This window comes from Nocardioides renjunii (assembly GCF_034661175.1).
GTDB lineage: Bacteria > Actinomycetota > Actinomycetes > Propionibacteriales > Nocardioidaceae > Nocardioides > Nocardioides renjunii.
The window spans coordinates 4122285-4145700 of record NZ_CP141058.1; the positions used below are offsets into that span (position 1 = coordinate 4122285).

A 23416-nucleotide genomic window follows, 5' to 3' on the forward strand; every position below is an offset into this window, starting at 1 on the left:
CCTCAGGCCTCGTCCGCTGCGGAGAGGCCGTCGTCGACGAAGGCGTCCTCGGGCTTCAACGTCAACCCGGAGAGCATCGCCTGCTGGTCGAGCAGGATGGCGAAGTCCTCCTCGACCCTCCCGCTGCTGACGGTGCCCTGCACGGCGGCGGACGCGGCGGCGGCGACCGGCATCGGCACGTCGAGCTCGTGGGCGGCGGCGAAGCAGAGGTCGAAGTCCTTGCGCAGCAGGATCGGCGTGAAGGTCGGCGTGTAGTCGAGGTGGACGAACGCCGGGCTCTTGTAGGTCGTGAAGACCGAGCCCATCACCGACTTGTTGAGGAACTCGAGGAACGCGGACCGCGACATGCCGCCCTTCTCGGCGAGCACGGTGATCTCGGCGAGGTTCTGGGTGACGACGCCGAGCATCACGTTGTGGCAGATCTTCGCCAGCCTGGCCAGCTCGCCCTCGCCGACGTACGTCGCGCCCTTGCCGAGGTGGTCGAGCAGCGGGGCGACGCGCTCGTAGGTCTCCTCGGGGCCGGACACCACCAGGCTCAGGCCGCCGGCGCGCACCACCTTGCCGTTGCCGCTCACCGGCGAGGCGAGGAAGGCGACGCCGCGCTCGTCGCAGGCGGCGCGCATCGCGGCCGACGACTCGGTCGAGACCGTGGAGCAGTCGACGACGCACCCCGGCACCCGGTCCGGGTCGGCCAGCAGGCCGTCCGGGCCGGTGAGCACCTGCTCGAGGTCGGCCGGCGTCGAGACCATGGTGAAGACCACGTCGAGGCCGCGGAGGTCCGCGATCGTGTCGGCGACCGCGCAGCCGTGCTCGGTGAGCGCCTCGGCCTTGGCCCGGGTGCGGTTCCAGACAGTGACGTCCTCGCCGGCCCGCGCCAGGCGGGAGGCCATGGCGGCACCCATGCGGCCCGCGCCGATCCAGCCGACCCGCAGGGATCCGGGCGTGTGGGCGTCGGTGGTGTTCATCAGTCAGCCTGCCTTCGTTGCAGCGGTGAGGTCGGTGGTGAGGTCAGCGGTGGGATCGGTGGTGGCACCAGCGGTGTACGACGCGATGCGGGGCTCGGGTGCGCCGAGCAGGCGGGCGGCCAGCCAGTCGGCGGTCGTGGGTCGGTGCTGCGGCGCGACGTTGGCGCAGCCGTGGTTGCCGTCCTCGAGCAGGAGGAGGGTGACCGGCCCGGCGACGGCGTCGCGCATCCGGACGGCGTCCTCCCAGGGGATCAGCCGGTCCTGCCGGCCGAACACGATCAGCAGCGGCGCGACGAGGTGGGCGGCCGCCTCCGACAGGTCGAGCTCGAGCGCGCGCCGCCGTGCCTCCTCGTCGTCGACGGACCCGGAGCGGACCCGCAACGTGTCGCGGGTGAGCTGGGGCAGGGACGACCAGTGCTCGCCGAAGTTGAAGGGGCCGGCGAGGGAGACGCAGGCGCTGACCCGGTCGCCCAGGGCCGCGGCGACCCGGGGAGCGTAGTAGCCGCCCAGGCTGACGCCCCACACCGCGAGGCGGTCGCGGTCGAGGTCGGGCTGGGTGCCGATCGCCTCCCAGGCCACCTCGGCCACCGGGGCCCAGTCGCCACGCAGGGGCAGCGCGTACTCCGCCTCGCCCTGGCCGGGGCCGTCGAGCGTGACGGTCGCCATCCCGCGGTCGAGGAACGTCTGCTCGGTCGAGCCGAGCTCCTCCTTGGCCGAGTCCAGGCCCGGCAGCATCAGCACGACGGGGTGCGGGCCCTCGCCGCGCGGGACCCGTACGACGGCCACCAGGTGCGAGCCCTCGAACGCGATCTCCAGGCGCCGTCCGGGTGGGTCGAGGTGGGGCAGGGCGTCGGTGAGGCACGAGACCGCCCGGGCGTGCGCGGCCCGCATCTGCTCGGGGTCGGCGACGAAGACGAACTTCGCGAAGTGGTGGTGGACCGCGGCGCGGGCGAGGTGCTCGCCGGCCGAGCGGGACCTTCCCTCGGCCAGCGCCTCGCGCCCGAGGGACTCGTACGTGGCGCCCTCGGCCGACCACACGCGACACCAGTCGTCCCACCGCTCGATGCCCGCGGTGATCCGGGCGAAGTCGGCAGCCGTGACGCCGTTGGTCGTGAAGCGCGGGCCCCAGTGGGCGATGGCGGAGCGCACCAGCTCGTCCATGTCTCTCCGGTCCTCGTGCGACGTCACTGCAATCGACTGCAGCATTGTCGGTCCGCGGCGGTGTGTCAAGCCGCCGACCACGGTGCGCCGGGCCGGTGCAATCGACTGCACGGACCCCGCGACCTACCCGCCGTTCTCCTGCTGCCACTCCTCGACCGCGGCGTCGACCTCGGCGCGGTCGAAGTCGTTGATCTCCTCGATCAACGAGTCGTCGAGGATGTCCGCGATGTCGGCCTTCTCCTCGATGATGCCGACGCTGGCGAGCAGGTCCTGCGCGGTCGTCCAGACCTCCGGGCGGACGTCCCCGATGCGCTCGGGGTCGTCGGGCTGCATGAGCTCGATCGAGCCCTCGAGCGCCGCCTCCGCGACCGCCTCGTTGCGCCACTCGGCCGGGACCTGGTCGCGCACGATCTGCTCGACGACGTCCGGGTGCTCCAGCCCGACGTACTGCCCCATCGCCCAGGCGCGGAAGAAGCCCACGAGCGCGTCGCGCTTGGACTCGAGCGTCTCCGGCATGACGGCGACGGGGTTGCCGTCGATCGCCTGGACGTCCTCCGGGGTGATGTTGCGCAGCGGCGTGCCGGTCGCCTCGATCGCGGTGAAGTCCGACCGCGCTCCGACGTAGGCGTCGATCTCCCCCTCGTCGAAGGTCTGCTTGATGAGGCCACCGCTCGTCCCGACGACGATCGTCTCGATGTCGTCCCCGGACAGTCCGGCCGCCAGCAGCTGCGCCTCGACCTGTGCGGTGTCCTCCTCCGAGGCGAGTCCCACCGTCTGGCCCGCCAGCTCGGAGAAGTCCTGGATCGGGCTGTCCTCGGGCACGACCGTGCCGGCGGTGTTGCTGTGCTGGGGGCTGAAGGGCACCTGCTGCGTGCCGCCCTGGGCGTGCGAGATCACCAGCTCGTCGATGTCAGCCATGGCGATGTCGACGTCGCCGTTCTCGACCAGCGCAGTGCTCGGGATCTCCTCGCCCGCGGTCACGAACTCCGCCTCGACGCCCTCCTGCTCGAAGAAGCCCAGCTCCTCGGCCACGATCGGTGGGTAGAAGAGCAGGCTCTCGGGCGTCGGCAGCGAGTAGGTGATCTTCATGGCGTCGTCGCCGCCCGAGTCGTCGTCGCCGCCGCAGCCCGCGGCGAGGAGGAGGGCACCGGTCACCACGAGGGGCACCCACGCCCGTCTGTTGGAAGTGCGCATGGAGGTTCCTCCTCTATCGGACGAGACCGGCTGTCTCGGCAGGCGTGGCCGTCGGGTCGGACGGGGCGGACGGGGAGGGCCGGCGGTTCTGCGCCCTGGCCTGGAGCCGTCGGGTGCGCGCCACCAGCCGCGCGTCGTGCAGCCAGAAGACCGTCACCCGCTCCAGCCACTCCATGACCGCGAAGAGCAGCAGGCCCATCAGCATCAGGATGAGGATGACGGCGAACGCGTCGTCCACGGCGAGCTGGTAGCTGAACTGCTGGACGAGCACGCCGAGGCCGCGCTGCGCGGAGATGAACTCCCCGACGACGGCGCCGACGAGCGCCAGGCCGGCGGCGGTCTTGAGCCCCGCGAACATGATGGGGAGCGAGCTGGGCACGACGAGGCGGCTGAACGACTGCCAGCGGGTGGCGCCGAGGGACCGGAACATCTCCCGCGACTCCTCGTCGACGGTGAGGATGCCAGTCAGGGCGTTCACGTAGATCGGGAAGAACGCGATGATGGCCGCGATCCAGATCTTGGAGCTGTAGCCGAAGCCGGCCCAGGCGATGATGATCGGCGCGACCGCGATGCGCGGGGTGACCTGGAGACCGATCGCGTAGGGGTGCAGCATCCGGCGCATCGTCGGCCAGAGGCCGGAGGGCACCGCGAGCGACAGCGCGATCAGGGCGCCGAGGAGGAACCCGGCCACGGTCTCCCACAGCGTGGCCAGGGTGTCGTCCCAGATGATGTCGCTGAAGACGAGCTCGAAGAACGACACGACGACGTCCTCCGGGTGCGGGATCACGGTGTCCGACACCCACTCGTTCCACAGCGCCAGCTTCCAGAGCAGGACGAGGAAGACGAGGAAGATGAGCGGGGGCGTGACCTCTTGGCGGATGCGCCGCACGCTGGGCACGAACCTAGACGCCACGAGCGTCCTCCTTGGTGGCGACGTCGCTGCTCCCCGGCCCGTGCAGGCCCGCGTGGGCACGCAGCACGAGCTCCTGGAACTCCGGCTCCATCGCCATCTCGGCGACCCGGGGCCGTGCGAACGGGACGTCGATGACGTCCGAGATCCGACCCGGGCGCGGGCTCATCACGACCACCCGGTCGGCGAGGAGGAGCGCCTCGGTGAGGTTGTGGGTGACCAGCACGGACGTGGCCGCGGTGCGCTCGTGGATCTTGAGCAGCTCCAGGTTGAGTCGTTCGCGCGTGATCTGGTCGACCGCCGCGAACGGCTCGTCGAGCAGGAGCACCTCCGCACCGACCATCAGCAGCCGGGCGAGGGCGACGCGCTGCTGCATGCCTCCCGAGAGGTGGCGCGGGTAGGTGTGCTCGAAGCCGGCGAGCCCGACGAGGTCCAGCAGCTGCATCGCCCGGTCCTCGGCGGCCCGGTCCGCCTTCCCCTGCAGGGCCGCCGGCAGCATCGCGTTCTGCAGCGTCGTGCGCCATGGCAGGAGGGTGGGCTTCTGGAACATCAGGGCGACGTCCTGGCGCGCATCGGTCACCTCGGTGCCGTTGATCTCGATCCGCCCCTCGGTCAGCGGCAGCAGCCCGGCCATCAGGCGGAGCAGCGTGGACTTGCCGCAGCCGCTGGGGCCGATGAGCGAGACGAACTCGCCCGGCCGGACGTCGAGGCTCACGCGGTCGACCGCGAGGACGCCGCCGTCGAAGCGCTTGATCACGTCATGCACCGCGATCGTGCCGCGGCGGGTCACCAGCTCCTGACTCATGGGACCTCCGCGCAGCAATCGATTGCGCGCTTTCTATCCCGCAGTCCACCACTGTGTCAAGCGTCACATGCCGCATGGGCGCCATGCCACGCTGAGGCGGTCTCGTCTCGCGTCCACGACGCGCCGCAAACGACTGCGTCATCGGCTATGGTGCGCCGGTGCCACGCATCGTCATCGGTTCCTTCACCCCGTCGGTCCTGCTCGACGTGGCCGACCGCGCCGGCCGGCTCCGGGAGCGCGGCCTCGAGGTCGAGGAGGTCCCGGTGACATCGTCGCCGGCACAGTTCCGCTCGCTGATCGACGAGGAGCTCGACGTCGCCCTCACCAGCCCGGACAACGTCCTGGCCTACCGGTTCAACCCCCTCAACCCGCTGGGCGAGGTCGCGGACGTCCGGATCGTCGCGGCCGTCGACCGCGGGATGGGGCTCGGTCTCTACGGCCGGCCGGGCACGACGGCGGCGGACCTGGTCGGCGCCCGCGTCGGCGTCGACGTCGCCACCTCCGGGTTCGCGCTCGCCCTCTACGCGCTGGCCGACTCGCTCGGCGTCGCGCGCGACCAGTACGAGCTCGTCCAGCTCGGCTCCACCCCGCGACGCCTGGAGGCGCTGTTGGCCGGCAGCTGCACGGCGACGATGCTCAACGCCGGCAACGAGCTGGTCGCCGAGCAGCACGGGTGCGTGCGGCTGGCCTCCGGTGCGGAGCAGCTCTCGCCCTACCTCGGGACGGTCGTCGCCGTGGCCGGCACGGCTCGCACCGAGGAGGCGCGCCTGCTCGCCGACGCGCTCCTCGAGACGGCTCGCGAGATCGTCTCGGGCGGGCTCGACGACGAGGTGACGGAGTCGGCGGCGCGACGGCTCGACCTCGACGACGACCTCGCCCGGCGCTACCTCGCCCGGCTGCGCGATCCCCGTGACGGCCTGGTCCCCGACGGCGACGTCGACCACGGGAGCCTCGTGACGCTCGTCCGGTTGCGCACGACGTACCTGCCCACCCCCTCGGACGACGGCGGCGACGTGCTGGACGCCGCCCTCGAGGCTGACTCCGGCCTGGTGAGTCGGCACGGGTGAGGGCACAGCTGCGCCTGCTGCAGGCCACCACGCTGGTCAGCACGCTGGACCGGTTCGCGATGCCGCCGATGCTGGTCGCGATCGCAGCGAGCCTCGACGTCCCGCTCACGCAGGTCGTCACCGCCGCGGGGGCGTACTTCCTCGTCTACGGGCTCGGGCAGCCGCTGTGGGGCTTCGCCTCCGACCGCTACGGCCGCGTCCGGGTGCTGCGCACGAGCCTCGTCATTGCCGGCGCGCTGAGCCTCGTCTCCGCGCTGAGCCCGACGGTGCTGGTGCTGGGCATCCTCCGCGGGCTGGCCGGCGGGTTCTTCGGTGCGGCGTACCCGTCCGCGCTGATCTACCTGGGTGACACGGTGGCGCCGGCGCGACGCCAGCAGGCCATCACCGGTCTCATGGTCGGCGTCGCCGTCGGCACGGCAGCGGCCTCCGCCGGCGCCGGGCTCCTCGCGGACGTCGCCACCTGGCGGCTCCCCTTCGTCATCACCGGCAGCGCGGCGCTGGTGCTGGCGGTGCTCCTGGCCCGGCTGCCCGAGCCGGCCGGCGCCGCCGCCCGCACCACCGCGCGAGCCTCCGTGGCCACGATCGCGCGCTCGCGGGTGACGCTGCTGGTGCTGCTCTTCGCCTTCGTCGAGGGCGTCGTGCTGCTCGGCGCGCTGACCCTGCTGCCCACGGCCGTCGAGAGCTCCGGCGCCTCCACCACCGTGGCCGGGGCGGTGACGGGGGTCTACGGGCTCGCCGTCCTCCTCGGCTCGTCGTCGGTGGGGCGGCTCTCGCTGGCGTGGCACCCGGCCCGGCTGATCCTGCTCGGCGCGGCGTGTGCCGCCCTCGCCACCGGCCTCCTCGCGGTCTCCCAGCGACCCGCGGTGGCGGTCGTCGTGGCGGTGCTGCTCGGCATCGCCTGGCCGGCGATGCACTCCTCGCTCCAGACCTGGGCCACCGAGGTGCTGCCGCAGTCGCGCGCGGTGGTGGTGTCGTTCTTCGCCGCAGCGCTCTTCGTCGGCAGCGCCATCGGGGCGATCGTCGTGGCGGGCCTCGCGGACGAGGGCCGCTTCGCGGTCGTCTACGGCGCCTACGCGGCCCTCGCCGTGCCCCTCGGGATCGGCGCCTGGGCGGCCCGCAGGAGATGGCACCGGCCCGTCGAGCAGCAGGAACCCTAGGATGCCTGCTGTGCAGACCCCCACGCTCCGGGACGTGGCCGATGCCGCCGGGGTCCACCCGGCCACCGCCTCCCGCGCACTGAACCCCGCCACGCGTGGGCTGGTCAACGCCGAGACGGCACGGCGGGTGATGAAGGTGGCCGAGGGCCTGGGCTACCGGCCCAACCCCATCGCCCGCGGCCTCAAGACGTCGAAGTCCGGCACCGTCGGGCTGGTCATCCCCGACCTGACCAACCCGCTCTTCCCGCCGATCGTGCGGGGCATCGAGGACGTCCTCGAGCCGGCCGGCTACAGCGGGCTGATCGTCAACACCGACAACGACCCCCAGCGGGAGAGCGCCCAGATCGAGCTGCTGCGCTCGCGCCAGGTCGAGGGCCTCATCGTCGCGACGGCGCTGATCGACCACCCGCTGCTGGCGAGGCTGCGCCGCGAGGGCGTGCCCATGGTGATGGTCAACCGTCGTCCCGACGGGGTCGACCTGCCCTCGATCACCCCCGACGACGCCGCCGGCATCGAGCTGGCCGTCGCCCACCTCGTCGGGCTCGGCCACACCCGGATCGGCCACCTCGCGGGGCCGCTGACCACGTCGACCGGCGTCGCGCGGCGCCGCGCGTTCCGCAACGCGGTGCGCGACCGGGACCTCGACGGCGACCCGGCCCTCGTCGTGACCTGCGAGCACTGGACCGAGGAGTCGGGGGCCGACGCCCTGCGCGAGCTCCTCGACCGCCGACCCGACGTCACCGCCGTCGTCGCCGGCAACGACCTGATCGCCCTCGGCTGCTACGACGTCTTCGCGGAGCGGGGCATCGCCTGCCCGGACCGGATCAGCGTCGTCGGCTTCAACGACATGCCGTTCCTCGACAAGCTGGCGCCGCCGCTGACCACCATCTCGGTCCCGCACCAGCAGATCGGTGCGGAGGCCGCGCGGATGCTGCTCGACGCGATCGCCGAGCCGGACCGCGCGGCCCGCTCCGTGCTGCTGCCGCTGTCCCTGGTGCTGCGGGGCTCGACGGCGCCGCCGCAGCGCGCCGGCTGATCAGGCAGCCGCGCGCGCCTCGCTCTCGAGCTTGCGCCCGAGCAGGCGACGCGTACGACGGTCGCCGGTGGCCATCTTGTAGAGGATGGCGAGCTGCTGCGGGGCGTTCTTCTTGGTGGTCGTCGCGAGCCAGCCGTTGGGCAGCGAGAGCCGGATGACCTTGTGCCAGGCCGAGGCGACCTGCGGGACCATCGGGCGCGCGCAGTAGGTGAGGTCGTACTTCTCGAAGAGGGCCTGCACCTTGGGCGCGATCTCGGCGTAGCGGTTGGACGGCAGGTCGGGGAAGAGGTGGTGCTCGATCTGGTGCGAGAGGTTGCCGGTCATGAGGTGCAGGGCCTTCGAGCCGGAGATGTTGGCGCTGCCGAGCATCTGGCGGACGTACCACTCACCCTTGGTCTCGCCCTCGATGGAGCGCTTCTCGAAGGTCTCGACACCCTCGGGGAAGTGGCCGCAGAGGATGACGGAGTTGGACCAGAGGTTGCGCACGATGTTGGCGGTGACGTTGGCCGCCAGCGTGGGCAGGAACGAGCCGGTCGGGATCGACAGCGCGGGGTGGACGACGTAGTCCTTGGTCGCCTGCTTGCGGATCTTGGTGAGCACCTGCTTGGCGCGACGGCGGAACTCGGGGTCCTTGGTCTGCTTCTTGGCGATGACCGCGCCGAGCTCGAGGTCGTAGGCGGCGATGCCGTACTCGAAGAAGACGGCGTTGATGAAGCAGAAGACCGGCTGCACCAGCGACGCGGGCGTCCACGGCTGGTCCTCGTCGACGCGCATGATGCCGTAGCCGAGGTCGTTGTCCTTGCCGATGACGTTGGTGTAGGTGTGGTGGAGCTCGTTGTGGCTGTGCTTCCACTGCTCGGCGGGCGAGGCCATGTCCCACTCCCAGGTGCTGGAGTGGATCTTGGGGTCGCGCATCCAGTCCCACTGGCCGTGGAGGATGTTGTGGCCGATCTCCATGTTGTCCAGGATCTTGGAGATGCTCAGGCCGAGGGTGCCGAGCACCCAGGCCGGCGGGAAGGCGCTGAACAGGAGCACCGCGCGCGAGCCGAGCTCGATCTTGCGCTGGGTGTCGATGACGCGCCGGATGTAGGCCGCGTCGCTGGCACCGCGCTCGTCGATGACGTCCTGGCGGATCGCGTCGAGCTCGATGCCGATCTGCTCGATGTCGGCCTCGGTGAGGTGCGCGATGGGGTTGGCCTGGCCGAGGACGGCCTTCTTCTGGACGGTGGTCATGTCGATCTCCTGGGGGTGTCGGGGAGGTCTGCGGTCAGTGGTCGATGTGGCAGGGGCCGGCGGCGGCGTTGATGCAGGTCTGCACCTTGAGGTCGCCGGTCTCGCCGGGGACGGCGGTGGTGATGGCGCCGTTGCGGAGGTCGCGGACGCTGCCCTCGCGCAGCGGGATGACGCAGCCCATGCAGATGCCCATCCGGCAGCCGCTCGGCATCAGCACCCCGGCGGCCTCGGCCGCGTCGAGGATGGGCGTCGCGCCGTCGAGGTCGAGGGTGGTGCCGGAGGAGAAGGTCACGGTGCCGCCGTCGCCGGGCTCGACGCGGGCGGTGCGGAACTGCTCGGTGGTGAGGGTGATGCCGGCGGCGTCGTGGTGCGCGGCGAGGGCGTCGAGCAGGCCGGCCGGGCCGCACGCCAGGGTCTGGCGCTCGGCGAGGTCGGGCACGAGGTCGCCGAGGTCGGCGACGTCGAGGACGCCGTGCTCGTCGTCGTAGCGCGCGACGAGGCGGATCGCGCCCGAGGCGTCGAGCGCCTCGAGGTCGCGGATGAAGATCGAGTGGGGGTGGCTGGGCGCCACGTGCACGACCACGATGTCGTGGTCGGCGCTGCGAGCGGGCCGCAGGACGCCGTCGTCGGTGCTCGGGAAGAGGTTGCGCAGCATGCCGATGACCGGCGTGATGCCCGATCCGGCGGTCACCATGAGGAACTTGCCGCCCTCCGGCGGGAGGACGAACTCGCCCGCGGCCTGCTCGAGGTGCACCAGCGTGCCGGGGCGGGCCTCGTGGACGAGGTGGTTGCTGACCAGGCCGTCGGGGACGGCCTTGACGGTGATCGAGATGCGGCCGTCGCGGCGCGGACCGTGGGTGAGCGAGTACGCACGCCACTGGCGTACGCCGTCGACGTCGATGCCGATCCGGAGGTACTGGCCGGGCACGTGGCCGGCCCAGTCGGCGCCGGGACGGATCACGATGGTGGCCGCGTCGGCGGTCTCGGGGTGCACGGACTCGATGCGGCCGCGGAGGTCGGCGCCCGAGCGCAGCGGGGCGAAGAGGTCCATGAAGTCGGCCGGCAGGTAGGGCGTCGTCGCCGCCTCGGCGACCCGCACCAGCTGGTCGCCCAGGCGTCGGCTGCGCGACGTGCCGGGCGCCTGAGGTTCGAGAGTCGTGCTCATGACACCCAATGTGCCCGATGAGCGGCCACGGTTCCTGCCCTGCGCACGTGAATCGAGGCGTACAGTCTTGTTCGTCGCGAACAAGACCGACCCCAGGAGCCTCGATGAGCACCCGCCCTGTGCGCCCGGCCACACAATTACAGACCGTGGTCGGCCTCGACCCCGAGGTCGCCGACGCGCTGCGCGAGCGGCTGGCCGAGGTGGCCGACAGCGCGGTGCTGCGGATCGTCGAGGAGGTGCCCAGCTATGCCGGGGCCTGGAGCGGGCGGATGGGAGCGGTCATCCGCAACGCGGTCCAGCTCGCGCTCGGCGGCTTCCTCACGCTGGCGACCCGGCAGGACGCCGACGCCCCCAAGGCGCCGGCGATCGAGGGTGCCTACCAGCTCGGCCGCGGGGAGGCGCGCAGCGGTCGCACGGTCGAGGCGCTGCTCTCCGCCTACCGGATCGGCGCCCGCGCCTCGTGGCGCGACATGGCCGACGTGGCAGTCGAGGCCGGGGTGGACGCCGGCCAGCTGGCGCGGTTCGCCGAGCTGGTCTTCGCCTACATCGACGAGCTCTCGGCCGCCTCGGTCGCCGGTCACACCGACGAGCTCGAGAGCAGCGGCCGGGTGCGCCAGCGCAACCTCGAGCGCCTGGCCCGGGCCCTCCTCACCGGCGCGCCGGCCGACGCCGTGAACGCCGCGGCGGAGCGGGCCGACTGGGAGCCGCCGGGGGCGCTGACCGCCGTCGTCCTGGCCGAGTCGCAGATGTCCGCCGCGCTCACCGCCCTCGACCCCCGCACGCTCCAGCCGACCGACGACGTGCCGGGCCTGCCGGAGGGACACGCCTCGCTGCTGGTGCCCGGCACCGGGTCGGCCGCCGCGCGGCCGGCGCTGCTGCGGGCGCTGCAGGGCACCGACGCCGTCGTCGGCCCGAGCGTCCCGTGGCTCGAGGCGTCGGCGTCCTACCGCCGGGCGCTGCGGTGCGCCGCCCTCGGCCTCGAGGGGCTGGTCGACTCCGACGAGCACCTCGCCGCGCTCCTGCTGGCCGCCGACCCCGACGCCCGCGCCGACCTGCGCGCCCGGGTGCTCGCGCCACTGGCGGAGCTGCGGCCCTCGACCGCGGAGAAGCTCACCGACACCCTCCGCAGCTGGCTGCTCCACCACGGGCGGCGCGAGGCGGTGGCCGAGGAGCTCTTCGTCCACGCCCAGACCGTGCGCTACCGGGTCGGGCAGCTGCGCGAGGTCTACGGCGACCGGCTGGAGGACCCGGCGTTCGTCCTCGACGCGACGCTCGCGCTGGCCTGAGCCGGCCGTCCCGACCGACCCATGCCCGCCGTGCGGTCAGGACCGGGCGTGGGCCACCTGCCCCGCCACCCAGGTGACGGCGACACGGTCGGCGAAGCCGCGGAGCGCCGTGGCGTGCTCGCGGTCGGAGCCGCCGTCCAACGGGTCGGCGTCGAGCAGCACCAGGTCTGCCGGGTGGCCGGGGGCGACCGTCCCCCAGCCGTCGGTCGAGGCGGCCAGCGCCTCGCGGGCGGTGATCGCCTGCTCCGGGTGCCACGGCTCCCGCTCGTCGCCGGAGCGGTGCACGGCCGCGGCGATCGCCAGCCACGGGTCGAGCGGCGAGACGGGCGCGTCGGAGCCGAGCACCACCTCGACACCGTCGTCGAGCATCCACCGCAGCGGGAAGCAGCGCTCGGCCCGGCCGGGCCACAGCCGCTCGGTGACGTCGCGGTCGTCGAGGAGGTGGGCCGGCTGCACGCTGGCGCGGACGCCGAGCGCGGCCATCCGGCGTACGTCGTCGCGCGTGGTGAGCTGCACGTGCTCGACGCTGCCGCGCGCGCCGGTCTCCTCGAAGGCGGCGAGCGCCTCGGTGACGGCGCGGTCGCCGATGGCGTGCACGGCGACCTCGAGGCCACCGGCCACGGCTCGGGCGAGGAGGGCACGGAGCTCCTCCGGCGTCTGGTTGGGCTGGCCCTCCTCGTGACCGGGGACGGCCTTGTCGGCGTAGGGCTCGCAGCACCAGGCGGTGCGGGTGTTGAGGGAGCCGTCGCTGATGATCTTGAGCGGCCCCATGGTCAGGCGCGGGTCGCCGTCGAGCGGGTCGCCGGACCGGAGGCCGCGGGCGAGCACGTCGTCGAGGCCGTCGGCGTAGCAGGCGTGGCGGATCCGGAGCAGGTCGGCGCCGCCGGCCCAGCGCGCGGCCCAGTCGGCCACGCCGCCGCTGAACTCGAGGTCGACCAGCCCGACGACGCCCTGCGCCGCGGCGGCCTCCATCGAGCGTCGGTAGGCCTCGGGGCCCGTGCCGTCGGTGCCGAGCACGCTGGCCAGCCGGCCGTAGGCCAGGAACCACTCGGTCTCGCTCACCACGGTGTCGCGGCTCGAGAGGGCGAGCATGTGGAGGGCGGTGGTGTTGAGCCACCCGTGGTGGCCGTCCCCGGCGATCAGGACGATCGGCTGGTCGGTCCCGATGGCGTCCAGGTCGGACACGGTGGGGTTGGCGGGCCACGCGGTCGGTCGATGCCCCCAGCCGATGACCGGCAGGTCGGGCCACTGCTCGAGCCGCTCGCGGACGAGGTCGACCGCCTCGGCGCTCGACCGGGCCGGCGCCAGGTCGAGCCGGGCCGAGCTCAGGGTCCACTGGCCGAGGTGCACGTGCTGGTCCCACAGCCCCGGCGCCAGCCACCGCCCGCCCCCGTCGTACGACGCCTCGCCGGGGGCGGCGGCCAGCCCGGGGCCGACCTCCACGACCCGGTCGCCGTCGACGCGGACGTCGAGCAGCCCCGCGACAGGGGCCGGGAGCGGTCCCGAGACCGCCACCAGGTGGACGTTGCTGATCAGCACGGGCCCACCGTATGAGGCGTGGCTCACGTCCCGACGGCGACCCCGCCGAGCCAGACGGCGACCGGCCGGCCGAGGGCCGCCACGTCGGTCGTCACGTCGCCGTCCACGACGAGGAGGTCGGCGAGGCGCCCGGCGGCGAGGCGCCCGGCGTCGACGCCGCAGTCGTCGGCCGCCGCGGAGGTCGCCGTCGCGAGCGCCTCGTCGACGGGCCAGCCGCCCTCGACGAGCGCGGCGACCGAGCGCCACAGGTGTCCGTGCGGCTTGGCGGGCATCGCCCCGGCGTCCAGCCCCGACACCACGCGCACGCCGTGCTCACGCAGCCGGAGCGAGCCGCGCGCGACCTGCGCGAAGTGGGCGTCGCGGTCGGTGATCCCGATGCGGGTGAGCATCTCCAGGACGTGCGGCGGCATCTGGGAGACGGGTGGGAACCGGGCGGCGTCGTGGCCGAGCGTCGGGTCGACCGTCACGCCTGCCGACGCCACCCGGTCGAGGAGCTCGGCCGGGGCGTGCACGCCGCCGGGCGCCAGGCAGGTGAAGTGCTCGAGGCCGTCGACGCCGGCGTCGAGCGCTACCTCGGCGCCCGTGACCGAGTGCGTGTGGGCCACCACCCGCAGTCCCGCGGTGTGGGCGGCGTCCACCAGGTGCCGCAACGGCGCCACCTCGAACTGGGCGCCGAGCTGGTCGCTGCCCGGCGTCAGGAAGCCGCCGCTCGCCATCACCTTGACCAGGTCGACCCCGCGCTCGACGCGGTCCGCGACGGCGCGGTCCAGCGCGGCCGGGTCGTCCGGGTCCACCGCGCCGCCCAGGAAGTGGCAGTGCCCGGCGGGGGTGGTGAGGGGCGGGCCGGCGGCCACCACCCGGGGCAGCCTCTCGGGGTGGCGGCCCCGGTGCGCCAGCACCCGGAAGCCGGCGTCACCCAGGTCGCGCACGGTCGTCACGCCGGCAGCGACGTGGTCCTCCAGCGCGGCGGTGACGACGAGGTCCACCGAGGCGGGGTCCGCGGTCCCCGCCCACTCCAGGCTCCCCTGCGCGCCGGGGAACGCGCCCGCGGCGACCAGGTGGACGTGGCAGTCGACCAGCCCCGGCAGGAGGGTGCCGTCGAGGTCGGTGACGGGCACGTCGCCGGGCGGCGAGAACGCGGCCGGCTCGACGCCCGCGATGCGGTCGCCGTCCACGACGACGGTCGCGCCGTCCCGGCGGAAGCGCTCGCCGTCGTACGCCCTCGCGACCCGGAGCGCCCACCGCTGGCCCATCCTCCCGATGGTCCGCCTGACGGGCGCGGACCGCACCTGTCGAGGCCGGTGGACCAGACCGGCTCCGGCCCGGGATACTGCACCCGTGAACTGGCGGGGGCCTGCAGTGCTGGTCGCGCTCCTGGCGATCGGCGCCGGGAGCGGCTTCGCCGCGTCCGCCCAGACCCGCGACGCCACGCTCGGCGAGGGCGTGCCCTCGCCCGTCCCGGCCTCGCGCCCGGACATGCCGGTCGAGGCACCGAGGCCCTACGAGACGGACCCCGACGATCCCGCGCTCCTGCCGGGCATCGCGATGAAGCCCGCCACACTCGGCTCCGGCAAGTTCGAGATCACCTTCCCCGCCCCCGTCGGCTGGACCACCAACGCCAACGCGAGCAACGAGTGGAAGTGGAAGAAGCCGGGCACGTCCAACAACACCTACGTGATGCGCATCGAGCAGATCAACAGCCAGGACATCACCATCGAGGACGCGATCGACATCCGGATCGAGCGGCTGCGCGACGAGCAGGAGGACGTCGTGATCATCGAGCGCGGGGCCGACACCCTCGAGTACACCTACCGCAGCAACGAGGGCAACGCGCGGCACAGCTTCATGCGGTGGCTCGACCTCGACATGAGCGGCCAGGCCGACGTCGAGATCGTGGTGCACGGTCGCGAGGTCGACGTCCAGGGCGCCGAGGACCTGATCCGCCGGGTCGGCGACGGCATGGGCGGGGCGGGCGCCGCGGAGATCCCGCTGCCCTGAGCGGTGCCCTGAGCGGTGCCCTGAGCGGTGCCCTAGGGTCGCGTCGTGAGGTCGCGGGGGGTCGCTGTGCTCGCGCTGCTGGTGCTGGTCGGCGCCGTCGGCGGGTTCGGCGCGTCCTGGGGGCTCCGCCGGGACCTCGGCGGGGACCGGCCCGCGCAGCCGGTGGCCGCCGCGTCGCCGAGCCTGCCCGTCGACCCGGTGCCCGAGCTGCTGCCGGACCCGACCTACCCGCCCCTCGAGCCGGGCGTCCCGCTCGTGCGCCAGCAGGTCGGCAGCGGCAGCTTCCGGATGACGGTGCCCGTGCCCGAGGGCTGGGACTTCACCGAGAACTCGCTCAACGAGTGGCAGTGGCGCCCGCCGGGTCAACCGTCCTTCGGCTACCTGCTGCGGGTGGAGCAGGTGCTGAGCAACCGGCGCTCGATCGACTGGACCCTCGACCGGCGCATCGACGAGCTCGACGAGGACGAGGAGAACTTCGAGGTGCTGGACCAGGGCACCGCCGGGCTCCACTTCCGCTTCGTCGCGAGCAACCACCTGCGCAGCGGCTACCTCAGGTGGCTCGACCTGACCGGGTCCGACAACGCGCAGGTCGAGGTCGCGGTGACCGGCCGCATCGTCGACTCACCGGGGATGGCCGACCTCGTCGGCCGCGTCGCCGCCGGGATCGAGCTGGGTTGACCGCGGCGGTCAGAGGCCCATCCCCTGGGTGTCCACCGAGGCCAGCACCCGGTTGGCGGTCGGCCGGTCCGTGCTGCGCACCTGCACCCAGAGCAACCGGTTGGACGTCAGCTGCACGACGCGCTCGACGATGACGTCGACGCCCGGGCAGCCGGTGAAGGTGACCTGCATGGAGTCGCGGCCGTCGCGCTGGTCCTCGATGAGCGACCCGGTCTCCTTGCAAGTCGGGTGCTGGGGCACCCGGGACGGCAGCTTGTCGCCCGCGAGGATCCCGATGAAGACGCCGGGCGCCGGGTCCTCGTCGGTGTTCCAGCCGTCCTTGCTGCCGGCGGCGAGCGCCGGGTGCTCGCGCTGACCCTCGAGCGGGACCCACTGCTGGGGGTCGACCTGCGCCGTCCACTCGTCCGGGACGGTGACGAAGATCGTGCCCGTGCTGTCGGTGAGCGTCCGCTCGGAGGTCATCGCCTGCTCGAGACCCCAGCCGGCGCCGGCGCCCAGGGAGAGCGCCACCACCGCGGCGACCAGCCACGGCCAGCGCCGCCGCGACGGGGCCGGGTCGGCCGGCGCGTCCTCGTCGCGGTCGGTCACGTCGGTTCGCGGGGCTGCCTGCGTGAGGTCGGGGTCGGTCGGGACCCAGGCCTGCGGCAGCTCGTCGACGCGTCCCCCCATCGTGGCGGCCAGGGCGGCCGTGAACGCCTCGACGTCCTCGAACCGGTCGCGGCGGTCCTTGGCCAGTCCCCTGCGCACGACGGCCTCGGCGTCGGGGTTGTCGATCTCCATCGGCGGCGGGGGCGGCGGGTCCTCCGCGGCGGCCAGGCTGGTGTGGTGGTAGGGCTGCCGGCCGGCGAGGAGGTAGTAGCTCAGCGCGGCCAGGGAGAACTGGTCGGCCCGCGGGTCCAGGCCCTCCCCCAGCGCCTGCTCGGGGGCGACGTAGGTCGGGGTGCCGCCGACCATGGTGAGCCGCGACGACATGTCCATCGCCTTGCCGAGCCCGAGGTCGCCGAGCATCGCCAGCACGCGCGAGCCGCGGCCGTTGTCGACGGTGCGGAACAGCACGTTGGCCGGCTTGACGTCGCGGTGGAGCACCCCGCGGTCGTGCAGCGCGGTCAGGCCGCGTCCGACCTGCTCGATGACGGTCAGCGCCTGCGAGGGCTCGAGGGCCGAGAGCTCGAGGCGGTCGGCCAGCGTGCCCTGGTCGGCGTACGCCATCACGAGGTAGGGACGGTCGTCGGCCAGCTCCCCCGCGTCGTAGACGGGCACGACGTGGGGCGACTCGACCTTGCGCAGGAAGCGCCCCTCCTCGAGGAACCGCTGGCGGATGTGCAGGTCGCCGCTCCAGTTGTCGGCCAGCACCTTGATCGCCACCGGGCAGTCGAGGTGCTCGTCGTAGGCGAGCCACACGGTCGCGAACGCCCCCGACCCGATGCGGCGCCGCACCGGGTACCGACCGAGACGAGAGGGAGCGGACACCCGGGCATTATCGTGCAGGGGTGAGCTATTCCGGGGACGAGGGCGGCGCGCTGTCGCCGGACGACATCGACGACCTGGCGCGACAGGCGCGCGACGGGGACCGTGATGCGCTCGAGCAGCTGCTCTCGGCGGTCCGTCCACGCGTGCTGAACATCTGCCGCGGGGTGCTGCCCTACTCCGGTGACGCCGAGGACGCGTGCCAGGAGGCGATGCTCAACGTCGCCACCAAGATCGACTCCTGGGGCGGTCGCGGACGCTTCACGACCTGGCTGCACATCGTGGCCGTCAACAGCGCGCGGACGACGTACCGCCGGATGAAGAACCTCGCCACCCCCACCGACTTCGAGGACGGCGCCCACGACCGTCCCGACCCGCGCACCACGAGCGTGATCGCCGGCACCCGGCTCGACCTGCTCGACGCGATGGAGACCATCGAGCGCGACCACCCGCAGTTCGTCGAGCCGCTGCTGCTGCGCGACGTCTACGGCCTGCCCTACGACGAGATCGCCACGCTGGTCGACGCCCCGCTGGGCACGGTCAAGGCGCAGATCCACCACGGCCGCAAGCTGGCCCGGCCCTTGCTCCGGGGCGATCGGTGACACGTCCGGGCGCCCTGTCGACCGTGTTGTCGACCGCCCTGTCGACCGTGCTGCTCGCCGGTTGCTCGTCGGGAACCGAGGTCTCCGACGAGCTCGTGACGCCGAGCCCGTCGCGGGCGGCCGCCGGCGAGGACGGTTCGGTGGCGCCGGCGTCGGCGCCCACGGTCGTCGACCGGGTCGAGCCGGACCTCGACCTCGCGCTCTCCGAGCCGGTCGAGGACAGCGTCTACCCCCAGGCCGGCGACCCCCGCGTCGACGCGCTGCACTACGGCCTCGACCTCACCTGGGACCCCGACGGGTCCCGGCTGACGGGCGAGGCGACGATCACCTTCCGCGCGACGCGAGCAGCCCCGCGCTTCCAGCTCGACCTCGGCGCGCCGCTCGAGGTCGGCGAGGTGACCCTCGACGGTGAGGTGGTGCGCACGGCGCACCGCGGCAAGGACCTCGTCGTCCGCGCGCCGCTCGAGGCCGACGGCCGCCACGAGCTCGTCGTGTCCTACGCCGGCACGCCGCGGCCGGCACCCGCCCCGACGACGCGCAGCGACTTCTCGACCACCGGGTTCACCGTCACCGACACCGGCGAGGTGTGGACGATGCAGGAGCCGTTCGGCGCCTACACCTGGTATCCCGTCAACGACCAGCCGGCCGACAAGGCGCTCTACGACATCACCGTCCACGCGCCGTCCCCGTGGACCGGCGTCGCCAACGGCCGGCTCACCGAGCACACGGTCGAGGAGGACCGCACGACGACGTCGTGGCAGCTCGTCGAGCCGGCCTCGTCCTACCTCGTCACCCTCGCGATCGGCGACTACGCCCACAGCAGCAACTCCACCGACGACGGCATGGAGGTCGCCTACTGGACGCCGCGCGGGATGGTGCAGCGCGTCGACCAGGTGCAGACGGCGGCTGCCACCGTCGACTGGGTCGAGTCCCGGCTGGGCGACTACCCCTTCGACTCGCTCGGCCTGGTGGTGACCGCGTCGCAGAGCGCGATGGAGACCCAGACGATGGTCACGCTCGGCAACAACGAGTACGTCCTGTCGCCCGAGGTCGTCGCCCACGAGATCGTGCACCAGTGGTACGGCGACCAGGTCTCGCCGTCGGACTGGCGCGACGTGTGGCTCAACGAGGGCATGACGATGCTGATGCAGTGGATCTACCAGGACGAGCACGAGGGCCAGCCGCTCGACGCCAGCCTGCGCAGCGCCCGCGCGTCCGACCAGCAGCTGCGCGACGCGTACGGACCGCCCGGCGACTACGACCCGCGGCAGTTCGGCAGCTCCAACATCTACTACACGCCCGCCCTGATGTGGAACGAGCTGCGCCGGGCGCTCGGCGACGACGAGTTCTACCGGGTCGCCCGATCGTGGCTGAGCGAGAACGACAACACCTCCGCGTCCCGCGAGCAGATCTACGCCCACTGGGAGGACGAGACCGGCCTCGAGCTGTCGGCCTTCTTCGACCGCTGGATCACCGGCCGCACGACGCCGCGGCCGGGCGTGCCGGGCGCCTAGCGCTCAGTGCCGCTCGGGCTGCTCCTCGGGCTGCTCCTCCGCCTGCTCCTCCGCCGCCTCGACGGCTTCCGGCTCCGAGACCGCCGGCTCCGCGGCCGGCTCGGGCAGCGCCACGCCGGGGACTGTGCCGGTGAGCGTGGCGAGCATCTGGCGGACGTTGGACAGCTGGGCGTTGATGCTGTCGCGCCGCTGGGCGGCCGCGGCGAGCTCGCGCTCGGACTCCGAGCGCACCCGGTCGGCGGTGGCGCGGGCCTCGGCGACCATCGTCGTCGAGCGCTCCTCGGCGTCGGAGAGCATCCGGGCGATGCGGGCCTCGGCCTCGGCGCGGCTGCGCTCCATCGCGGCCTCGGTGTCGCGGTTGCGCGCGGCCATCGCGTCGAGCTCGGCCTGGGTGGCGGCCTGCTGGGCCTGGAACTCCGAGGTGGCCTTCTGCCGGCGCTCGGCCAGCGTGGTCTCGAAGTCGGCGGCGGACTGGGCAGCCTTGGCGCGGGCGTCCTCGTGGAGCGCCTCCGCCTCCGCGCGGCGGGCGGACGCGTCGCGCTCGGCGGCGTCGCGCTCGGACTCGGCTGCCGTACGCGCGTCCGAGAGCACGCGGGCGGCCTCGGCGTCGGCGTCGCGACGGGTCTCGTCGGCGTAGCGGTCGGCGTCCGCGCGCACGGCGCCGGCCTCGGCCTCGGCCTCCTTGCGGAGCGCCTCGACCTCGCCCACCACGCGGTCACGGATGTCGGCGGCCTCCGCCTCCGCGAGCGACAGGATCTGCCCGACCCGCTCGCCGAGGTGCTCGAACCCCGGCGCCTCCGGCTCCTGCTGCTGCTGGGCGACCAGGGCGTCCCGGGAGGTGACGGCCTCCTGGCGGGCGGCCTCCGCGGCCGCCTCGGCGGCCTCGAGCCGGCGGCGCAGGTCGGCGACCTCGCCCTGCGCCTGGGTCACGGCGCGTTCGACCTCGGCCGGGTCGTAGCCGCGGCGCACCGTCGTGAACATCTCTTCAGGCATCGGGGGTCTCCTGGTGGGTGGGGGCGTGGGGGTCCGGGGACGGGTCGGGCGAGACGGCCACGGGGCCGTCGGGCGGCTGCTGGCGCTCGGGGACGGACAGCGCCTCGATCACGCCGGAGAGCTGGCCGAGCTCGGCCGCGATGCGGTCGCGCCGGCCCTGCAGCTCGGTGATCTCGGCGCGGGCGCGCTCGACGGCGCGACGGGCACCGTCGCGCAGCCGGTCGGCCTCGGCCCGGCCCTCGGCGACGAGGGCGACCGACTCCTCGCGCGCGCTCCGCCGCTGCTCGGCGGCCTCGGCCCGGGTCCGGGTGACCTCCTGGGCCACGAGGGCACGCAGGCTGGCGGCACCGGACTCGGCCTCGGCCCGGCGGCGCTCGAGGCGCTCGACCGCGCGCTCGGACTCGTCGGTCGCGTCGGCGATGATCCGCGCGGCCTCCGCCTCGGCCCGCTGGAGGGTGGCGCGGGCGTCGCTCTCGAGCTCGCCCGCGGCGAGGGCGGCCACCTGCGTGACGTCGTCGGCGCGCTGCTGGACCTCCGCGATCTCGAGAGCCATCCGGCCGGCGACGGCGGAGATCACGCCCTGCAGGCGACGGCGTACGAGCCGGGCGTGGGCGCCGACCTCGGCGTGCCCGGCGCGACGGATGGCGTCGGCCTCGGTGGCCGCGCCGGCCAGCACCGACTCGACCGTGCGCGTCGCCCACTCGGTCTGCTCGGCGGCCTGGCGCAGCTTCTCCTCGCTCTCGGCCCGGGCCGCGGCGAGGGTCTGCTCGGCGACCTGGCGCATCCGGTCGACCTCGGCGCCGGTCGTGCGCCGCAGCTCCTCGACGTGCAACGCCGCCTCGTCGCGCATCCGGGCGGACTCCGTGGACGCGCTGGCACGCAGCGACTCGGCCTCGGCGGTCGCGGAGGTGAGGTGCTGCTGGCCGGCGGACCGTGCCTCCTCCACCAGGCGGACGGCGGTCCGCTGGGCGGCGTCGACGGTGTCGTGGGCCTCGGCGCGGGCGGCCTCGAGGAGCGTGGCCTTCTCGGTGGCCGCGGTGTCGCGCAGCTCCTGCGACTCGGCGCGGAGCGCGACGGCGTCGTCGCGGGCCTGGGCGCGCAGCTTGTCGCCCTCGATGCGGGCCGCCTCCACCTGCTGGTCGCGGGCGTCGGAGGCGGAGCTCATCAGCAGGGCTGCCTGCTCGTTGGCGTCGACGACGATCGTCGCCGCCTCCTCCGAGGCGCCGGCCAGCACCTCCTCGGCCTGCCGGCGCGCCCGGCCCGCCTCGGCGCGGTCGCGCTCGGCCTCCGCACGGAGCTTGCGGGCCTCCTCGCGCAGCCGGGCGAGGTCGGCGGTCAGCCGCTCCGCCTCCTGCCTGGCCTCGCTCTGCAGCTGGTCGGCGACCTGCTGCGCCCGCGCGAGCAGGGCTGCGGTGGTGGGCTCGCCGGAGGACGCCGTCGCGGCATCGAGGGACATGCCCGCTCCTCTCACACACGATCCGAGGCGGTCATTGTCGCAGCGCGACCACCTCGCTGACAAAGCGCTCGTCCGTTCCGCTCACAGCGAAAGCCCCTTGCCGCCCGACCCGCGGCCCGCTGGAGTGTGGGCCATGAAGCTCCTCGTCCTCGGCGGCACCCGGTTCCTGTCCCGCGAGGTGGCCGTCCAGGCCGTGACGAGGGAGTGGGACGTCACCTGCGCGTGCCGCGGCGAGTCCGGGCCGGTGCCCGACGGCGCCACGCACCTGCCGTGGGACCGTGCGGACGAGCCGCCCGCCGCCCTGGCCGACGGCGGGTGGGACGCCGTCGTCGACGTCGCCCGGCTGCCGTCCCAGGTGCGCAGCGCCGTCGCGGCCACGCGCGACGCGCACTGGGTCTTCGTCTCGACGATCAGCGTCTACGCCGACAACTCCTCCGCTGCCATGGAGCCGCTGCTCGAGCCGATCACCGACGACGTCGACCTGGCCGTCGACCCGGAGGCCTACGGCGGCATGAAGGTGGCCTGTGAGCAGCTCGTGCAGTCACGGGCCGCCTCGTCGGTCGTCGTACGCCCGGGGCTCATCGTCGGCCCCGGAGACCCGACCGGACGCTTCGCCTACTGGCCCCAGCGCCTGGCCCGCGGCGGCGAGGTGCTCGCCCCCGGCGCGCCCGCCGACGTGGTGCAGGTCATCGACGTGCGCGACCTCGCGGCGTGGGTGCTCGACCTCGCCGAGGCCCGCACCACCGGCACCTACGACGCCGTCGGGACGCCGATGCCCCTGGAGCGGATGCTCACCGAGGCGGCGTCGGGCGTGGGTGACGCCTCCCCCGGGCTGACGTGGGTCGACACCGCGTTCCTCGAGGCGCAGGGGGTCGCGCCCTGGGCGGGCGAGGGGTCGCTGCCGCTGTGGCTGCCGCGTCCGGAGTACGACGGGATGCTGGCGCACGACCCCGCCCCGGCCGTCGCCGCCGGGCTGCGGCTGCGACCGGTCGCCGAGACCGCCCCCGGCTGCCTCGACTCGCCCGTCACGGCCCTGTCGGCCGAGCGGGAGGCGGAGGTCTTGGCGGCCTGGCACGCCCGCTGACCCACGACCGGGCACTTCGTGCCCGTCCTCGGCGCCGACCGGGCACTTCGTGCCCGTGGTGCGGCAGGAAGTGCCCGGTCGAGGGGCCGGACGGGCACGAAGTGCC

The 23416-nt window shown here is 73.8% G+C and carries 21 protein-coding genes; 9 read left to right on the plus strand and 12 right to left on the minus strand.

Annotation, left to right across the window (positions count from 1 at the left end):
• Positions 1–2 precede the first annotated feature (2 nt).
• The 5 genes from SHK17_RS19770 to SHK17_RS19790 form a co-directional block, all read right to left on the minus strand.
• Positions 3–965: an NAD(P)-dependent oxidoreductase gene (locus SHK17_RS19770; RefSeq protein WP_322920461.1), complete on the minus strand. Its 963-nt coding sequence runs from the start codon at positions 963–965 to the stop codon at positions 3–5.
• A gap of 3 nt (positions 966–968) precedes the next feature.
• Positions 969–2126: an alpha/beta hydrolase family protein gene (locus SHK17_RS19775; protein ID WP_322920462.1), complete on the minus strand. Its 1158-nt coding sequence runs from the start codon at positions 2124–2126 to the stop codon at positions 969–971.
• Between the two features lie 123 nt (positions 2127–2249).
• A complete protein-coding gene (locus tag SHK17_RS19780) occupies positions 2250–3320 on the minus strand; it encodes an ABC transporter substrate-binding protein (RefSeq protein ID WP_322423470.1) in 1071 nt (356 codons plus the stop codon).
• A 13-nt stretch (positions 3321–3333) separates the two neighbouring features.
• Positions 3334–4233 carry an ABC transporter permease gene (locus SHK17_RS19785; RefSeq protein WP_322920463.1) on the minus strand — a complete coding sequence of 300 codons (900 nt, stop codon included), beginning with the start codon at positions 4231–4233 and terminating at the stop codon, positions 3334–3336.
• Entirely contained in the window at positions 4223–5035 is an 813-nt protein-coding gene (locus tag SHK17_RS19790) for an ABC transporter ATP-binding protein (protein ID WP_322920464.1), read from the minus strand. The genes SHK17_RS19785 and SHK17_RS19790 overlap by 11 nt, the downstream gene beginning before the upstream one ends.
• Positions 5036–5193: 158 nt before the next feature.
• Between SHK17_RS19790 and SHK17_RS19795 the strand changes: the two genes are divergently transcribed.
• Genes SHK17_RS19795 through SHK17_RS19805 form a run of 3 tightly spaced genes read left to right on the plus strand, consistent with a single transcriptional unit; the run spans position 5194 to position 8295 of the window.
• Positions 5194–6102, plus strand: coding sequence for an ABC transporter substrate-binding protein (locus tag SHK17_RS19795; RefSeq protein WP_322920465.1), 909 nt, complete (start codon positions 5194–5196; stop codon positions 6100–6102).
• The gene (locus SHK17_RS19800) at positions 6099–7259 is read left to right on the plus strand and encodes an MFS transporter (protein ID WP_322920466.1); all 1161 of its coding nucleotides are present in this window, start codon (positions 6099–6101) and stop codon (positions 7257–7259) included. The genes SHK17_RS19795 and SHK17_RS19800 overlap by 4 nt, the downstream gene beginning before the upstream one ends.
• A 10-nt stretch (positions 7260–7269) precedes the next feature.
• Positions 7270–8295: a LacI family DNA-binding transcriptional regulator gene (locus SHK17_RS19805; RefSeq protein ID WP_322920467.1), complete on the plus strand. Its 1026-nt coding sequence runs from the start codon at positions 7270–7272 to the stop codon at positions 8293–8295.
• Here the strand turns inward: SHK17_RS19805 and SHK17_RS19810 are convergent, their stop codons facing one another.
• Together SHK17_RS19810 and SHK17_RS19815 are read right to left on the minus strand one after the other, a co-directional pair.
• Positions 8296–9528 (minus strand): fatty acid desaturase family protein, encoded by a 1233-nt coding sequence (locus SHK17_RS19810; RefSeq protein ID WP_322920468.1) that lies wholly within the window; start codon positions 9526–9528, stop codon positions 8296–8298. It abuts the gene before it with no gap.
• A gap of 34 nt (positions 9529–9562) precedes the next feature.
• A complete protein-coding gene (locus SHK17_RS19815) occupies positions 9563–10693 on the minus strand; it encodes a ferredoxin reductase (RefSeq protein ID WP_322920469.1) in 1131 nt (376 codons plus the stop codon).
• A gap of 104 nt (positions 10694–10797) precedes the next feature.
• Here SHK17_RS19815 and SHK17_RS19820 point away from each other — a divergent pair, with 104 nt between their 5' ends.
• Positions 10798–11979 (plus strand): helix-turn-helix domain-containing protein, encoded by a 1182-nt coding sequence (locus SHK17_RS19820; RefSeq protein ID WP_322423479.1) that lies wholly within the window; start codon positions 10798–10800, stop codon positions 11977–11979.
• Between the two features lie 36 nt (positions 11980–12015).
• Here SHK17_RS19820 and SHK17_RS19825 read toward each other — a convergent pair whose 3' ends face one another.
• Both SHK17_RS19825 and SHK17_RS19830 read right to left on the minus strand, forming a co-directional pair.
• On the minus strand, positions 12016–13518 hold the full coding sequence (locus SHK17_RS19825; protein WP_322920470.1) for an amidohydrolase: 1503 nt from the start codon (positions 13516–13518) through the stop codon (positions 12016–12018).
• Positions 13519–13541: 23 nt separating this feature from the next.
• Positions 13542–14771: an amidohydrolase family protein gene (locus SHK17_RS19830; RefSeq protein ID WP_322920471.1), complete on the minus strand. Its 1230-nt coding sequence runs from the start codon at positions 14769–14771 to the stop codon at positions 13542–13544.
• Positions 14772–14856: 85 nt separating this feature from the next.
• On the opposite strand from SHK17_RS19830, the gene SHK17_RS19835 reads away from it, so the two are divergent.
• Together SHK17_RS19835 and SHK17_RS19840 are read left to right on the plus strand one after the other, a co-directional pair.
• Positions 14857–15516 (plus strand): hypothetical protein, encoded by a 660-nt coding sequence (locus SHK17_RS19835; RefSeq protein ID WP_322920472.1) that lies wholly within the window; start codon positions 14857–14859, stop codon positions 15514–15516.
• Between the two features lie 45 nt (positions 15517–15561).
• Positions 15562–16194 (plus strand): hypothetical protein, encoded by a 633-nt coding sequence (locus SHK17_RS19840; RefSeq protein ID WP_322920473.1) that lies wholly within the window; start codon positions 15562–15564, stop codon positions 16192–16194.
• 9 nt (positions 16195–16203) lie between these two features.
• On the opposite strand, the gene SHK17_RS19845 is transcribed toward SHK17_RS19840, so the two are convergent.
• Entirely contained in the window at positions 16204–17664 is a 1461-nt protein-coding gene (locus tag SHK17_RS19845; protein WP_322920474.1) for a serine/threonine-protein kinase, read from the minus strand.
• A 20-nt stretch (positions 17665–17684) separates the two neighbouring features.
• On the opposite strand from SHK17_RS19845, the gene SHK17_RS19850 reads away from it, so the two are divergent.
• Together SHK17_RS19850 and SHK17_RS19855 are read left to right on the plus strand one after the other, a co-directional pair.
• Positions 17685–18263, plus strand: a complete 579-nt coding sequence (locus SHK17_RS19850) for an RNA polymerase sigma factor (protein WP_322423483.1) — start codon at positions 17685–17687, stop codon at positions 18261–18263.
• A gap of 23 nt (positions 18264–18286) precedes the next feature.
• Positions 18287–19777 carry a M1 family metallopeptidase gene (locus tag SHK17_RS19855; protein WP_322920475.1) on the plus strand — a complete coding sequence of 497 codons (1491 nt, stop codon included), beginning with the start codon at positions 18287–18289 and terminating at the stop codon, positions 19775–19777.
• Positions 19778–19780: 3 nt separating this feature from the next.
• Here SHK17_RS19855 and SHK17_RS19860 read toward each other — a convergent pair whose 3' ends face one another.
• Entirely contained in the window at positions 19781–20770 is a 990-nt protein-coding gene (locus SHK17_RS19860; RefSeq protein ID WP_322920476.1) for a coiled-coil domain-containing protein, read from the minus strand.
• Positions 20763–22226: a coiled-coil domain-containing protein gene (locus SHK17_RS19865; protein ID WP_322920477.1), complete on the minus strand. Its 1464-nt coding sequence runs from the start codon at positions 22224–22226 to the stop codon at positions 20763–20765. Before SHK17_RS19865 ends, SHK17_RS19860 begins: the two co-directional genes overlap by 8 nt.
• A 133-nt stretch (positions 22227–22359) precedes the next feature.
• Here SHK17_RS19865 and SHK17_RS19870 point away from each other — a divergent pair, with 133 nt between their 5' ends.
• Positions 22360–23310, plus strand: a complete 951-nt coding sequence (locus SHK17_RS19870) for an NAD-dependent epimerase/dehydratase family protein (RefSeq protein WP_322920478.1) — start codon at positions 22360–22362, stop codon at positions 23308–23310.
• Positions 23311–23416 lie beyond the last annotated feature (106 nt).

Excerpts from the sequence above, each read along its gene's own strand:
- SHK17_RS19780 (WP_322423470.1), bottom strand. The coding sequence starts at position 3,320 with ATGCGCACTTCCAACAGACGGGCGTGGGTGCCCCTCGTGGTGACCGGT.
- SHK17_RS19790 (WP_322920464.1), bottom strand. The coding sequence starts at position 5,035 with ATGAGTCAGGAGCTGGTGACCCGCCGCGGCACGATCGCGGTGCATGAC.
- SHK17_RS19865 (WP_322920477.1), bottom strand. The coding sequence starts at position 22,226 with ATGTCCCTCGATGCCGCGACGGCGTCCTCCGGCGAGCCCACCACCGCA.
- SHK17_RS19815 (WP_322920469.1), bottom strand. The coding sequence starts at position 10,693 with ATGAGCACGACTCTCGAACCTCAGGCGCCCGGCACGTCGCGCAGCCGA.
- SHK17_RS19770 (WP_322920461.1), bottom strand. The coding sequence starts at position 965 with ATGAACACCACCGACGCCCACACGCCCGGATCCCTGCGGGTCGGCTGG.
- SHK17_RS19810 (WP_322920468.1), bottom strand. The coding sequence starts at position 9,528 with ATGACCACCGTCCAGAAGAAGGCCGTCCTCGGCCAGGCCAACCCCATC.
- SHK17_RS19820 (WP_322423479.1), top strand. The coding sequence starts at position 10,798 with ATGAGCACCCGCCCTGTGCGCCCGGCCACACAATTACAGACCGTGGTC.
- SHK17_RS19870 (WP_322920478.1), top strand. The coding sequence starts at position 22,360 with ATGAAGCTCCTCGTCCTCGGCGGCACCCGGTTCCTGTCCCGCGAGGTG.
- SHK17_RS19775 (WP_322920462.1), bottom strand. The coding sequence starts at position 2,126 with ATGGACGAGCTGGTGCGCTCCGCCATCGCCCACTGGGGCCCGCGCTTC.
- SHK17_RS19860 (WP_322920476.1), bottom strand. The coding sequence starts at position 20,770 with ATGCCTGAAGAGATGTTCACGACGGTGCGCCGCGGCTACGACCCGGCC.
- SHK17_RS19830 (WP_322920471.1), bottom strand. The coding sequence starts at position 14,771 with ATGGGCCAGCGGTGGGCGCTCCGGGTCGCGAGGGCGTACGACGGCGAG.